We start from the raw sequence: 14,800 nt of genomic DNA on the forward strand, positions 1-14,800 counted from the left end.
GATCAATATTAAGGCGTGATTTTATCAATCAGCATGGCATCACCATAACTGAAGAAACGGTATTGCGCTTCCACGGCATGATGATAGGCATTTAAAATATTATCACGATTCGACAACGCCGAAACCAGCATCAATAAAGTAGATTCAGGAAGATGGAAGTTGGTAATCAGACGATCGACTACTTTAAACTCGTAACCTGGATAAATGAAGATTTGGGTATCGCCAGTCCAGCCTTTCAATTCACCGCCATTCGCTTGTACAGCACTTTCAGTGGCACGGGTTGCAGTCGTGCCCACCGCAATCACTTTATTGCCACGCGCTTTGGTGTCGCGGATCAGCGCCATAGTCTCGTCAGACACATCACACCATTCACTGTGCATGATATGGTTTTCAATATCATTGGTACGAACCGGCAGGAATGTGCCTGCACCGACATGCAAGGTCACAAAGGTTTTCTGGATACCTTTCTGTTCCAGTTTTTTCAACAAGGCTTCGTCAAAATGCAGGCTGGCAGTCGGGGCTGCAACACTGGCCAGTTTGCTTGGATCATTAAACACGGTTTGATAACGTACAGTATCAATGGCTTCTGCTTCACGGTTAAAATAAGGCGGAATTGGCAAAGCACCATATAGATCTAAAACATTTAAAATGGGCTGAGAAAACTCAACGATAAACAAGTTTTCATGACGACCTTTTACAGTGACTTTAACTTCATCTGGACCAATGAACAGTTCTGCACCTTCTTTAGGTGAATTGCTGGCTTTAATGTGGCAATGTGCAATGAACTTGTCCATCATGCGTTCCACTAAAACTTCAACCGCACCGCCAGTGGCACGTTTACCTTTAAGGCGCGCTTTCATGACTTTGGTGTCATTTAAAACCAGTAAATCACCCGGTTCGAGTAAGTCTAGAATATCGGTAAAGTGATGGTCATGATATTGACCTTGAGCATCAAGATGCAAAAGACGTGAAGCACTACGGGTTTCAAGAGGGTAACGGGCAATCAGCTCGTCAGGGAGATCAAAGTTAAAGTCGGAAAGTTGCATCTTCAATGTATAGAAATAAGAAAAACCTGTGCATTATAGGCCTGAAAAGGGTAAAACAGATGATATCTGATGCTTTTTAAGACAAAGTTTTTGATTTTGCTTTAAAAGTGAGCGATTGGCTGATTTAGATAATTGACAATTTCAAGTTTGATAGTAATATAGCCACCACAAGCTAATTAGCTTGTAACACCTTTCCCGAGGTGGTGAAATTGGTAGACGCGGCGGACTCAAAATCCGCTGTCAGAGATGACGTGTCGGTTCGAGTCCGACCCTCGGGACCAGAATTCTAAAGAACCCCAAGCATATTAAGTCTTGGGGTTTTTTATTGCCTAAAATTTAATGATTTAAAAAGTAAGGATATCTTAAAAATAATTAAAGTTGAATTAAGATATTGAAAATTAAAGGGTGTTAATAAAAATATGGCTGCTAATTTAAATTCTGAATTAAATTTAACTCCTTTACTTGAGAAAATATTGGATAATCCTTATGGATTATTCGTTATTTGTATGGTGCTTGGATTAATTTTAATTATTGCTCTTGTATTTTTTATTGCACGTTCAGGGATACTTAGTAGTATTCGTGAACATCAAGAATATAAAGTTAGAAAAATTAAAGATGAAATAAAAGATCAAGAAGAATTACTAAAAGATGATTCATTTAAAAGATATAGAGATCAAATTCAATATCATCTTGATATTACTAAACTGAGTAAATTACTAAAATATTCACATCATGATAAAGATTTATTGGAATATATTCTTTCTTGTAAGGATAGTCGACTGGCAATATTTTATTATGAATCTTCAAATTCTTATTTAGAAAAAGATAATGAGACAAAACAATTTAAATTAAAAAAATATTGTAAGGACTGGGGTGTTAATTGGCTTAATAGAATAGGAACTATTATTTATTTTGGTATTAGCTTGGGGTCATTATCTCCAACGATATATATCTTTTATATATGTATAAAAGCTGGTGAAAGCTTAAATAAAATTCCAAATAGTTTTTTTGTTTCACAATTTTTTCTATTTCTTATAAGTTTGGTTTTCGCTCTTATGCTTTTAAATCCTTTGGTTAAACCTTGGAAGGCTAAGAAGTTTTTAGGGTTAGAAAAGATTGATATACAACTGCCAAAGCAAACTGATGTTTCACTTTAATTTAGGTCATGATTATTTTTATAGATTTATTCTAGGGCGTGTCCTCATTTCATTTAACGAAGCAAATTGCTTTGTATCTTGTTTAATAAATCAGCAATTTCTTCATTAAACATTCAATTTTAAACATCTAAATAGTCATTTTTTTGAGCTATTTATCAAATGAGGACAACCCCTAGATCATATTATGTAAATGATACACATAAAAAACCGGCGCCTAAGCGCCGGTTTTTTTACAACACTGACATAGTCAGTGTTGTGTGAACTTAGATTGTTGCAAGAGTAGCATTGAATGTAGCGCTTGGACGCATTACAGCATTTACTTTTTCTTGATCAAGAGCGTAGTAACCACCGATATCGACGGCTTTACCTTGCACTTCTGCAAGTTCAGCAACGATCTTGTCTTCGTTTTCAGCCAATGCTTTCGCAAGAGGAGCAAACTTCGCTTTAAGCTCAGCATCTTCGTCTTGAGCAGTCAATGCTTCAGCCCAGTATTTAGCAAGGTAGAAGTGGCTGCCACGGTTGTCCAACTCGCCAGTACGACGTGAAGGTGATTGGTCATTATCGAGCAATTTACCAGTCGCTTGGTCTAGAGTTTTAGCCAACAATTTAGCGCGAGCGTTGTCTTCTTTAATGCCCATTTCTTCTAGAGAAACAGCCAGAGCCAAGAACTCACCTAAAGAATCCCAACGCAAGTGGTTTTCTTCAACAAGCTGTTGTACGTGTTTAGGTGCTGAACCGCCAGCACCAGTTTCGTACATGCCGCCACCAGCCATTAAAGGCACGATAGAAAGCATTTTCGCAGAAGTACCAAGCTCCATGATTGGGAACAAGTCAGTGAGGTAGTCACGCAAAATGTTACCAGTTACAGAAATGGTGTCTAAACCACGAGCAACACGTTCAAGTGTGTAACGCATTGCACGTACTTGAGACATGATTTGGATATCAAGACCAGCCGTGTCGTGATCTTTTAAGTATTTTTCAACTTTCTTGATCAATTCATTTTCGTGTGGACGGTATGGGTCAAGCCAGAATATTGCAGGCATGCCAGAGTTACGTGCACGAGTTACTGCAAGTTTCACCCAGTCACGGATCGGAGCATCTTTCACCTGACACATACGCCAGATATCGCCTTGCTCAACGTTTTGTGACATCAACACTTCACCTGTTTCAAGGTCAGTGATGTTTGCAATACCTGCTTCAGAAATTTCAAAAGTTTTGTCGTGTGAACCGTATTCTTCAGCTTTTTGCGCCATCAAACCAACGTTTGGCACAGTACCCATAGTGCGTGGGTCGAAGTTACCGTTCCATTTACAGAAATTGATCATTTCTTGGTAAATACGCGCGAAAGTAGATTCAGGCATTACTGCTTTAGCATCATACTGTTTACCATCAGCACCCCACATTTTACCACCGGCACGGATCATTGCCGGCATAGAAGCATCTACGATGATGTCATTAGGAGAATGGAAGTTGGTGATGCCTTTAGCAGAGTCAACCATTGCAAGCGCAGGACGGTGTTCTTGGCAAGCATGTAGGTCAGCAATGATTTCTTCACGAACAGAAGTTGGAAGTGTTTCAATTTTTTCGTAAAGACCCGCCATACCGTTGTTGATGTTAATACCTAACTCATCAAACAGTTTGCCGTGTTTTTCGAATGCTTCTTTGTAGTAAATTTTCACACAGTGACCGAATACGATCGGGTGTGAAACTTTCATCATCGTTGCTTTAACGTGAAGAGAGAACAAAATGCCAGCTTCGCGACAATCTTCAAGTTCTTTTTCATAGAAATCGCAAAGCGCTTTCTTGCTCATGAACATTGAGTCGATAATTTCGCCGTCTAGAAGTGCCAATTTAGGCTTAAGAACGATAGTTTCGCCGTTCTTAGTGATAAGCTCCATTTTCACATTGCGAGCGCGGTCTAAAGTCATAGACTTTTCACCGTGGTAGAAGTCACCTTCTTCCATGTGAGAAACGTGAGTTTGTGACCATTGTTTCCACTCGCTCATAGAGTGCGGGTGTTTTTTCGCGTAGTTTTTAACTGCAGCCGGTGCACGACGGTCAGAGTTACCTTCACGTAATACTGGGTTTACAGCAGAACCTAAACATTTGCTGTAACGTGCTTTGATTGCTTTTTCTTCCTCAGTTGCCGGGTTTTCCGGATAGTCAGGAAGAGCATAGCCTTTCGATTGAAGTTCCTTGATACAAGCTGTCAACTGGCCAACTGAAGCACTAATATTAGGAAGTTTAATGATATTAGTGTCTGGGTCTTGTGTAAGACGGCCAAGCTCTGCCAGGTTATTCGGTACTTTCTGCTCATCGCTTAGAAAGTCCGTAAATTCTGCAAGCACACGTATAGCTACAGAGATATCTTTTTTGACAATCTCTACGCCAGCAGGCTTGGTAAAGGTCTCAATGATCGGCAGCAGGGAATAGGTCGCCAGTAGTGGCGCCTCGTCGGTCAATGTGTAAATGATTTTTGACTTTCCACCAGCCATATATAGCCCCTTGCTTTAGATTGAGTTTGTCAGTGCCGAGCTTTTGGCTCAGTTCTGCGAACCGGTTTGCTTAAATAAAACATTAAAAGTATCGGCGCTTATTTGCACCTCAGCCGAACAGCAATATCATGCATATTGGTCTTTGGCTGAAAATTTGTATACATCAGTGTTGTTCACCAATCCCCCTATTCTACGTGAAATTTAGTCATTTTTCGAATCGGGGCCGGGTTGCCAGCCTCTGATGTGGTACTTCATGCTCTTTACTATATAAGTATTGATTTTGGGTTAAAATAAAAATTAACATATAATTATCATAAACTTAATTTATTTTTGTACTGAAAAAAATGAAAAAATCCAACAGGCGTTTTTTGCCGATTTGTAAACTAATTACTTGCAACATGTTGGGTATCATGGAAATAAATTATCTCGTAGTGAAAAGATCCAAATTTCTTCTCGGATCGGCAGCAAAGCTATTGTGGGGAAGGATGGACTTATTGCTATTGCGTAGTGTTCAGCTTAAAAGCTTTCTAGTCACGATTATTTTAGTCGCTGTCATATAAAAAGTGAAAGTGCTACAGATCTTATGGAAAAAGAAGATATTAAGCGAGTGAACAATTATTCTGAGTAACACTATGGGAAAGGTAGCATCCTAGAAACAAGGAATTATTTGCGTGGATAATTTAATAATCTGCATGCATGAAAAAAGGTGATTGTTCAACTTTTATTGAAGAAATATGGCTATTTACTCTCTATGATTTTTGTAACAGAGAGGCTACTGAAGTAAGTTGAATAATTGACTTCTGCTCTTGCTAAATCTGATCAATTATTCATTGATTAAATCTATTGATGATTCGGTGCGCGTTTACCTGGATAAGTATCCCAATGAAAATCTAGCAGTGTGTTATTTTAATCAAATCCTTATTGGCTCAGGCTTTGAGGTTTCTGGTCAAGTCTGCTTCGTACGAAGAAAAAATTATAAAAAAACTAAGGAGATAATAAAGAATTGGTTTTTTATTGCCTAGAATAGTTGAAGTTTGATGTCGATTTTGAGGTGAAATTTATAGATAAATATTAGCTTAAATTGGCACTTTTTGTCTTTGTTCATTGTCTTCGCTGTGAAACTTTGTTAATAAGGTTAAATGTGATAATCAATTTTTTAAAACAACAAACAATAGTGATTGGATGAATCAAATATGAAAATGCAGTTGCTTGAAATAGGCTCGGAGACTGAGCAGCTTAGCGCATGTAAAATTTCATTATTGTTAGGCGTTTTTACATCGACAAATCAGGTTGAACGTTTTTTAAAGTTTGCCCGGAAAATGCTTGGAGCTGGGCAGGCTGTGCTGGCTTTTCATAACGAGCCTTATATCTGGTATTCTTCTCCTCATGGTTTCAAGGCATTCTGCTCGCCATGCGAAACCTATCTAAGCTCTTATTTTGAAGGGCATAATTTTATTGATCATCAACATCATCAATATCCGAATCTGGTGCAGCATATTAGTCAATTTGGGGTGGAAGCTAATCGTTATCTGGCGTTTGATCTGCGTATCAATGACGGCACTTCAATTGGTCAGGCATTGTTTTTTGATCAGCAACAAAAACTCTTTGATGCTGAAGATATTGCAACTGTAAGTGACTTTACGAACAGCTTGATCCATATTATTGAGCTGAAAGCAGAGCATGCCGAACTCAAAGAAATGTATGAGCAGCAAGCGGCACTCAATTTCAGTAAAACCAAGTTTTTCCAAATTATTGCGCATGATTTAAGAGCCCCATTTCATGGTTTACTCGGCTTTTCGGAAGTGCTGGCACAAGAACGTGAAACACTTGATGAATCCAGTGTACAAAGTATTTCTGAATATTTATACGATACGGCACAATCGACTTATAACCTGCTGGAAAGTCTATTAAATTGGGCGATGGCTGAGGGTGGGCGCTTTATCTATCATCCAATTAATTTTGAATTAAAACAGTCAAGCAAGATCGTTTCTAATGTATTGAATAGTCTGGCGATAAAGAAAAATATTCAGCTTATTGACCAGATTGATGAAGGCATTAAAGTCTACGCCGATATCAATATGATCACTTCAATAATCCAAAACTTGGTTTCCAATGCTTTGAAATTTACCCCAACCGATGGCACGGGCCGCGTCATCATCCAGGCAAGTGAGTCCGAAGCAGGTGTGCATATTTCTGTTCGGGATACCGGTCTGGGTATGAGTCAGACACAAATGGATCAGCTGTTCCAGCAGTCGGTTACTGCCAGTATTAAAGGTACTGCAGGGGAAAAAGGTACCGGTTTGGGGCTGGTGTTGTGTAAGCGATTTATTGATCTGAACCATGGTCAAATTTCTGTAGATTCTAGGGAAGGGGAAGGCACGACGTTTAATGTGACTTTACCAGCAGCCACCAATGCTCATCAGGCTTTAACTCAGGAACCTCCCAAAACTGAAAAAGTAAAAGTATAGAAAATAAATTTTTCTTTTCCCCTATCTGAATTCAGCTGCTATAACTAGAAAAAAATCAGGCTGAAGGTTTTAAGATGAATGCGGAACAATTGCACAACACATTGCGAGCGAGCCAATATGCAGAACAGGTATTGGGAAAACACAGTGCTTTATTAGAGCAAGATTATGCAGTTGATCAATTTCTCCTTCCTTTAACGACCACGCAAATCCAGAATTTTATTCATGACACGCTAGAGCAGATTGCAGATGAAAGCACATGGATGCATGCCATTCGTGTGCTTCGTGCACGCTTGATGTTTCGCTGGATTTGGCAGGATGCCAATCGGTTGACTGATGTAGTGACCTTGACCCGTGAGCTTTCCGATTTTGCCGATGCCGCCATTTGTGCAGCCAAAGATTTTGCCCGTGCTCCCTTGGTGGCCAAGCATGGTGAGCCGATCGGTTACGGCGGTGCTGTGCAGGATCTCATTGTGGTGGCCATGGGTAAACTTGGGGCACAAGAGCTTAATCTTTCAAGTGATATTGATCTTATTTTTGCCTTTGATGAACAGGGCGAAACCAATGGCCGTAAATGTATTGACGTACAGCAGTTTTGTATACTGTGGGGACAAAAACTGATTTATCTGCTCGATCATATTACTGCAGACGGTTTTGTATTCCGTGTTGATATGCGCCTGCGCCCTTGGGGAGATGGTTCTGCTCTGGCAATCAGTCACGCCGCTTTAGAAAAATATTTAAGCCAGCATGGCCGTGAATGGGAACGCTATGCCTGGATCAAGGCGCGCATTGTCACCGGTGGCAAAGAAGGGGCAGAACTGCTGGATATGACCCGACCATTTGTTTTTCGTAAATACGTGGATTACACCGCATTTGAAGCGATGCGCGAAATGAAAGCCATGATTGAACGCGAAGTACAACGCCGCAATATTGAAGATGATATTAAGCTGGGTGCTGGCGGAATTCGCGAGGTTGAATTTATTGTTCAGGTCTTTCAGCTGATTTATGGCGGGGCAAAATTGGAGCTGCAAGATCGCCAGTGTCTGGTGAGTCTGCATCATTTGGGGGAAGTGGGACTTCTTGAGCAAAATGCCGTGTTTGAACTGGAAGATGCCTATCTGTTCCTGCGCCGTATCGAGCATGCCATTCAAGCCTTAAATGATCAGCAAACCCAGTCTTTACCGACAGAACCTGATTTACGCAACCGTATGATTGAAACCCTGGGCTTTGATACTTGGGATCAATTTTTAGCGTTACTCAATCAAAAACGCGCCAAAGTCATTTACCAGTTTGAACATCTGATCAAGGAAAAAGAACCTGATCCTTTAATAGAAAGTTTTACCCAATTAGAGAAACAGCTGAACGAGGTACTGGATGAAGATGCCAAAAATCTGGTGCATGAATTCTGGTATGGACATGCGCTGAAAAAATTGCCCGCCAAAGCCGTACAGCGTTTAAAGACGTTTTGGCCGCATCTGATCGAAGCCATCTTGCAGTCGGACAAACCGCAAGTGGCATTGTTGCGCTTGATGCCTTTGGTCGAATCGGTCCTACGCCGTACCGTCTATCTGGTGATGCTGATTGAAAGCAAAGGGGCGTTACAGCGCCTAGTGAAAATGGCGACGGTAAGTCCATGGATTTGTGAAGAACTGACGCATTATCCGGTATTGCTAGATGAATTCCTGTCGATGGATTTTGAACTGCCAAAACGTCAGGATCTGGAAGATTCGCTGCGTCAGCAATTGCTGCGTATTGAAATTGATCAGGTCGAAGATCAAATGCGCGTGCTGCGTTTATTCAAAAAATCCAATGTTTTGGCTGTGGCAGCCAGTGATGTACTGGCGGAAAGTCCACTGATGAAAGTCTCCGATGCATTAACCGATATTGCCGAGGTATCGGTTAATGCTGCGCTGAATTTGGCTTATCAAATTACTGCTAAAAAGCATGGCTATCCTTTAGATGCTGAAGAGCAACGTTGTTCACTCGATCATATGGCTTTCGCAGTTGCAGGTTATGGCAAATTGGGTGGTATTGAGCTGGGTTATGGCTCAGATCTGGATCTGGTCTTTATTCATTATATGAGTGAGCAAGGCGATACTGACGGGATCAAGCAGATTAGCGGTTTTGAGTTTGCCATGCGCGTCGCACAAAAATTCATATCGCTGATGACCACGCAAACCTTAGATGGGCGTGTTTATGAAATTGATACCCGCTTACGTCCATCGGGTGAGGCCGGACTGTTGGTAACAAGCTTAAAGGCCTTTGAGCAATATCAATTGAAAAATGCCTGGCTGTGGGAACACCAGGCCCTGGTGCGTGCCCGTTCAATTGCAGGCGAGCCAACTCTGCGCAATAAATTCGAAGCATTACGCTGCCATATTTTGACTCAACCGCGGGATGAGGCGAATGTTCGAGCAGAAGTACTGAAAATGCGCCAGAAGATGAAAGACCATTTGGGTTCTTCCAAAGAGCAGCAAAAAGATGGGATTTTTCATTTAAAACAGGATGCAGGTGGTATCGTTGATATCGAATTTATGGCACAGTATGCGGTATTAGCATGGAGTGGGTCGAATCCTGATCTCGCCCATTACTCCGACAACGTACGAATCCTTGAGGATGCCGCAAAAACGGATCGCTTATCCAGCGCCGATGCGACAGCATTGATTCAAGCTTATCTCCGTGAACGAGCCGAGAGCCATCGTTTAGCACTTGCGAATCAATCCATGCAAGTTTCAGCTGACGACTGGCGCGATACCCGAGAGGTCGTTTGCAAGTTATGGCAAAGATTAATTGATCCAACTGCAATGTCTGCATTGGATAAAAATGACTGTGTATAAAAATTTGGAGTGTGTGCCATGAATTTGGCTGATCGTGATGGTTTTATTTGGCAAGATGGACAAATGGTTGACTGGCGTGAGGCAAAAATCCACGTCCTAACTCATACCTTACATTACAGTATGGGGGTCTTTGAGGGTGTCCGTGCTTATGAAACACCAAATGGTACCGCGATTTTCCGTCTCCAAGACCATACCAAACGTTTGCTGAACTCTGCAAAAATCTATCAAATGAAAGTTCCATTTGATCAGGCGGTACTTGAGCAAGCTCAAATTGATGTCGTGCGCGAAAATAAATTAGCTTCATGCTATTTGCGCCCAATTATTTTTATTGGTTCTGAAAAGCTCGGTATTGCTGCAACAAATAATACAATTCATGCCACAGTAGCGGCATGGGGCTGGGGTGCTTACCTCGGTGAAGAAGCGATGGCGAAAGGTATTCGCGTTAAAACTTCATCATTTACCCACCACCATCCAAACGTGACCATGTGTAAAGCAAAAGCGTCTGGTAACTATACTTTGTCTATTCTTGCACACCAAGAAGTGGCACATTCTGGTTATGATGAAGCCATGCTGATGGATCCACAAGGTTATGTATGCCAAGGTTCTGGCGAAAACGTATTCTTGGTAAAAGATGGCGCATTGCATACACCGGATATCGCTGGCGGTGCTTTAGATGGTATTACCCGTCAAACCATCATTACCATTGCCAAAGACTTGGGTATTGAAGTGGTTGAACGCCGTATTACCCGTGACGAATTCTATATCGGTGATGAAGCATTCTTCACAGGTACTGCCGCTGAAGTGACTCCTATCCGTGAATATGATGACCGTGTGATTGGTGAAGGCTGTCGTGGTCCAATTACAACAAAAATCCAGAAAGCATTCTTTGATGCAGTTCAGGGTAAAGATCCTAAATATGCACACTGGTTAACTTACGTAAAATAAGTCGATCGGTTAAGATGAAGAGGCGGAACGAAAGTTTCGCCTTTTTTTATTGCTTTAGGCTGTGAAAGGAAACAATACAACATGCATATTGTCTACGTCAGTGATGGTAAAGCGGGGCACCGTTCGCAAGCAGTCGGTTTGTATAAGGCTATGCAGCGTATAAGCAATAGCGAAGTAACTTTTCAGGAAATATCCATTCAGCAATTGCCAATTTTCACGCTGTTAAAAGGCATGTTGAGTCATCAATTAGCGCTGTTTGAACAAAAGCCGGATTATATTTTTGGTGTAGGCAGTCATACTCAATTACGGGTTTTGCTGCTGGGAAAAGTATATCCTCAAGCGAAAACCGCCATTTTAATGAAGCCAAATTTTCCTTTCAGCTGGTTTGATTACGCCATTATTCCTGAACATGATGGCGTAGCTGAATCCAGTCATGTCATCACTACCCAAGGCGCTTTAAACCCGATTGTCAATGAACAGCGTCATCAAGCCAATCGTATCTTGATTGCTTTGGGTGGTTCTTCCAAACGTCATCAGTGGAATGGAAATAAGGTGCTGGAGGCGATTCAAAAGATTGTGCAGCATAATCCAAATGCTGACATTATTTTAACCACCTCACGCCGTACACCAAAAGAATTTCTTCAACATTTATCTGCACAGGCCTATGCCAGCCAGTTACGGATTTTCCCGGTTGAGGATACGCCACAAGGCTGGATCTTTGAACAGATGCAGCAAGCAGAAGCAGTTTGGGTCACGGAAGATAGTGTTTCGATGATTTTTGAAGCTTTAACTGCGGGGTGTAAAGTAGGAGTGATTGGGATTGACCGATTAAAGGAAGATCGGATTACCCAATCCATTGATCAAATTATTCAATCTAATTTGGTTTCTGATAGTACTTCAATTCAAGCGTTACCTGAACCTCATGCTTTTAAAGAAGCAGAGCGTGTGGCAACATATCTTTTAGCAAAATAATCAGGTTGCTTTTGTGATTTATATTTTTATTCTCCTGTTGGTCTTAGTCATGGCTTTTAGTTATAAATATGCGTGGTGGAAACCAGCGGTAGATTGGAAACGACCTCGTGTGTTGATGTATCACATGGTCAGGGATCATATTGATGGTGCCAAGTTTAATAAATTACGGGTAAAACCGGCGGAATTTGAAAAGCAGGTAGCATGGATGAAAGCAGAAGGCTTTCATTTTGTGACTATGCAGGAATTACAACAAAATTGGGGTAGATACCCTGAAAAAACCGTGGCCATTACCTTTGATGATGGTTATTTAGATAATCTGGAATATGCCTATCCTATCCTGGAAAAATACCAGGCCAAAGCCACGATTTATGTGGTGGTCGACCGTCATGACCGAGATTGGTCAACCTATAAAAAAGCCCATCATAATAGTGGCGAACTGGCGCGTGAGCCAAAACTGAATGATGAGCAAGTGAAGTTGTTAGCAAATTCAGGTCTGGTGGAAATTGGTTCGCATACCATGACCCATGCCAATTTAGCTAAACTGAGTGATGAAGAGTGTCTGGCAGAATTAATCCAATCCAAGCAAGCCCTTGAAGCAGTAATCCGGCAACCGGTGACAAGCTTTGCTTATCCTTTTGGTATTTATTCCGGGCGTGATGTGGACATGGCAAAGCAAGCCGGTTATAGCAATGCAGTAACCACAAAAGAAGGCATAGATTCAGAGCAGCTTGATTTTATGCAGTTACAGCGTATTAAAATCAGTGGTAAAGATTCATTGTTTACAGTGAAATTGCGCTTGAAACTGGGTAAACGAGAGGGCTAGTCAATGAAAGTAACGTTGGTTATGGCAGGTGATGAAGAGGGTGGTTTAGAAAAACATGTTGTTGAATTAGCTCATACTCTAATGAAACATCATCAAGTCACAGTTATTGCGCATGAAAAGTACCGTAGTCGTTTAAAAACAAAATTTATAGCGATTGATCTTTCTAGGAGTAGAAGAAATATTATTGTTTTATATCAAATCTATAAAGCATTGAAAGGACTTCAGTCTGATATTATACATGTACATGGTAATAAAGCTGCTGTAATGGTGGGAAGTATTTTAAATTTTCTACCTAGCAAAAGTGTTGCAACTTTACATAGTCGCAAAAAAAATACCAAAATGTTTAAAGGTTTTGATGCTGTGATTGCAGTGAGTCCTAATGCTTCAGAAATTTTAAAACATCCTAATAAGCATATTATTCTAAATGGAATTGAACCGCCTAAACTTAATCCTGAGATTAATAAAGTAACTCCACCTGTTGTTTTGGCTGTAGGAAGATTAGTGCCTGTTAAGGGTTTTGATCTTTTAATTCAAGCATGGCAAGGCATTCCAAATGCACAGCTTTGGATTGTAGGTGATGGTTTTGAAAAGCAAAAGTTGGCAACATTGATTAATGAACTTGCTCTGGAAAGGAGTGTAAAGTTACTGGGTTTTCGTAGCGATATTACTGATTTGATGCAGCAAGCTTCTCTTTATGTGATGTCATCTCATTATGAAGGATGTCCATATACCATGATAGAGGCTTTGCTTTGTAAAACACCTATGATATCTACAGCTGTAGGGGCAATGACCCAAATTTTACCTAAGCAGTACCTCTGTGCTGAAAATGATGCAAATGCATTACATCATTTGATCGTACATACCTTAGAAAATTTAAAACAAGTAGAGCAAGACTTCATCCCAGTATTTGCTGATGCAGAAAAAAACTTAGTTTTAGATGGGATGGTCAAAAATATTGAACAAGTTTATCAACAGGTGTTAAATGAGTATTCATAAACCTATTATTTTGATACTGACAGATGGTAGACCTGGTCATGAGACGCAATCAATCGGCATATCAAAGCTATTAAATCATGAGCAATCATATGAAATACAGTTTTTAAAGATTCAGCAACCGTCAAAACTAGTAAAAGAATTATTTAAAAAAGTATATTCATTGTTACCCCAATCTTGGATGTTAAAACATTTTCTTTTAGCTGAGCAAATTCAGAAATTATCTTCATTATCAAATATTGAATTTATAGTTTCTGCTGGTGGAGATACTCTACTACCAAATGCTTTACTAAAATCTATACTTCAGTATCAGAATAAGAAAGTAAAAAATATTATCGCGACCTCATTAAGGGGAATGCCTTTATCTGCATTTGATCTAGTGTTTACAATTGATGAGTCAAAAAAGGATATTCCTCCTTATATTTATTATCCAATTGCACCCAATAAATTAATTAGTTTTAATTTGAATCAAGATATAGAAAATGCACGTAAAGTTTTAAATCTTAACTCAAACTCACACTGTTGGACGATCTTGATTGGTGCTGATACTGCAGATGTGAAGATTGGATGTGTGAGACATTGGGTAGAAATGCTTCAAAAATTAAGTGCTAATTATCCAAATGATCAAATTATAGTAACTACCTCAAGACGAACCCCAAAAACTTTTGAACGAGGTTTGAAGAATTTAATACAACAATCGAATATTCAGCTTGTTTTAGTGGGTGAGGGGAATCAAACACCAATTCAAGACTTAATCTATGCGGCTGATTATGTGGTGTGTTCTCCAGATTCAACATCAATGGTAAGTGAAAGTTTGATGGCTGAAAAAAAGTTACTAGTGCCATTATTTATAGATAGTAATTTAAGCACTGAGTTTGTTACTTATTATGAAAAAATTAAAGAATTTGTTGTCTGTTTAAATGATGTCAGTCGTGTTGATGATTTTTCATTAATAAATATACGCACTATAGTACATAAAGATAAATTGGCGCAATTATTTCAGGAAGCATTACGACGTTAATTTGAAATGGATTGTCTTCTAAAAAATTGATTTTTTAGCTAGGGCA

Annotated in this window: 10 protein-coding genes and 1 tRNA gene; 9 read left to right on the forward strand and 2 right to left on the reverse strand. The window is 40.0% G+C overall.

All coding sequences use genetic code 11. The features are described 5' to 3' along the window. Window positions 1-8: 8 nt before the first annotated feature. Window positions 9-1,046 (reverse strand): tRNA preQ1(34) S-adenosylmethionine ribosyltransferase-isomerase QueA, encoded by a 1,038-nt coding sequence (queA, locus tag WAE57_RS12840; protein WP_337710891.1) that lies wholly within the window; start codon window positions 1,044-1,046, stop codon window positions 9-11. Window positions 1,047-1,240: 194 nt separating this feature from the next. Between queA and WAE57_RS12845 the strand changes: the two genes are divergently transcribed. Beyond that, a tRNA-Leu gene (locus WAE57_RS12845) sits at window positions 1,241-1,327 on the forward strand. Between the two features lie 138 nt (window positions 1,328-1,465). Continuing rightward, window positions 1,466-2,203: a hypothetical protein gene (locus WAE57_RS12850; RefSeq protein WP_337710892.1), complete on the forward strand. Its 738-nt coding sequence runs from the start codon at window positions 1,466-1,468 to the stop codon at window positions 2,201-2,203. Between the two features lie 263 nt (window positions 2,204-2,466). On the opposite strand, the gene WAE57_RS12855 is transcribed toward WAE57_RS12850, so the two are convergent. Beyond that, a complete protein-coding gene (locus WAE57_RS12855) occupies window positions 2,467-4,698 on the reverse strand; it encodes an NADP-dependent isocitrate dehydrogenase (protein WP_337710893.1) in 2,232 nt (743 codons plus the stop codon). A gap of 1,193 nt (window positions 4,699-5,891) precedes the next feature. Between WAE57_RS12855 and WAE57_RS12860 the strand changes: the two genes are divergently transcribed. The 7 genes from WAE57_RS12860 (at window position 5,892) to WAE57_RS12890 (ending at window position 14,754) form a co-directional block, all read left to right on the forward strand. Further along, window positions 5,892-7,166 (forward strand): HAMP domain-containing sensor histidine kinase, encoded by a 1,275-nt coding sequence (locus WAE57_RS12860; RefSeq protein WP_337710894.1) that lies wholly within the window; start codon window positions 5,892-5,894, stop codon window positions 7,164-7,166. Between the two features lie 74 nt (window positions 7,167-7,240). Further along, window positions 7,241-10,000 (forward strand): bifunctional [glutamate--ammonia ligase]-adenylyl-L-tyrosine phosphorylase/[glutamate--ammonia-ligase] adenylyltransferase, encoded by a 2,760-nt coding sequence (gene glnE, locus WAE57_RS12865; RefSeq protein WP_237787693.1) that lies wholly within the window; start codon window positions 7,241-7,243, stop codon window positions 9,998-10,000. 18 nt (window positions 10,001-10,018) lie between these two features. Then, complete coding sequence (locus WAE57_RS12870; protein ID WP_237787692.1) at window positions 10,019-10,945, forward strand: branched-chain amino acid transaminase; 927 nt, start codon at window positions 10,019-10,021, stop codon at window positions 10,943-10,945. 81 nt (window positions 10,946-11,026) lie between these two features. Continuing rightward, window positions 11,027-11,917 (forward strand): ELM1/GtrOC1 family putative glycosyltransferase, encoded by an 891-nt coding sequence (locus WAE57_RS12875; protein ID WP_337710895.1) that lies wholly within the window; start codon window positions 11,027-11,029, stop codon window positions 11,915-11,917. 13 nt (window positions 11,918-11,930) lie between these two features. Beyond that, on the forward strand, window positions 11,931-12,740 hold the full coding sequence (locus WAE57_RS12880) for a polysaccharide deacetylase family protein (RefSeq protein ID WP_337710896.1): 810 nt from the start codon (window positions 11,931-11,933) through the stop codon (window positions 12,738-12,740). A gap of 3 nt (window positions 12,741-12,743) precedes the next feature. Continuing rightward, on the forward strand, window positions 12,744-13,736 hold the full coding sequence (locus WAE57_RS12885) for a glycosyltransferase (protein ID WP_337710897.1): 993 nt from the start codon (window positions 12,744-12,746) through the stop codon (window positions 13,734-13,736). Then, on the forward strand, window positions 13,723-14,754 hold the full coding sequence (locus WAE57_RS12890) for an ELM1/GtrOC1 family putative glycosyltransferase (RefSeq protein ID WP_337710898.1): 1,032 nt from the start codon (window positions 13,723-13,725) through the stop codon (window positions 14,752-14,754). The genes WAE57_RS12885 and WAE57_RS12890 overlap by 14 nt, the downstream gene beginning before the upstream one ends. Window positions 14,755-14,800 lie beyond the last annotated feature (46 nt).

This window comes from Acinetobacter sp. NS-4 (genome assembly GCF_037402435.1).
Lineage (GTDB): Bacteria > Pseudomonadota > Gammaproteobacteria > Pseudomonadales > Moraxellaceae > Acinetobacter.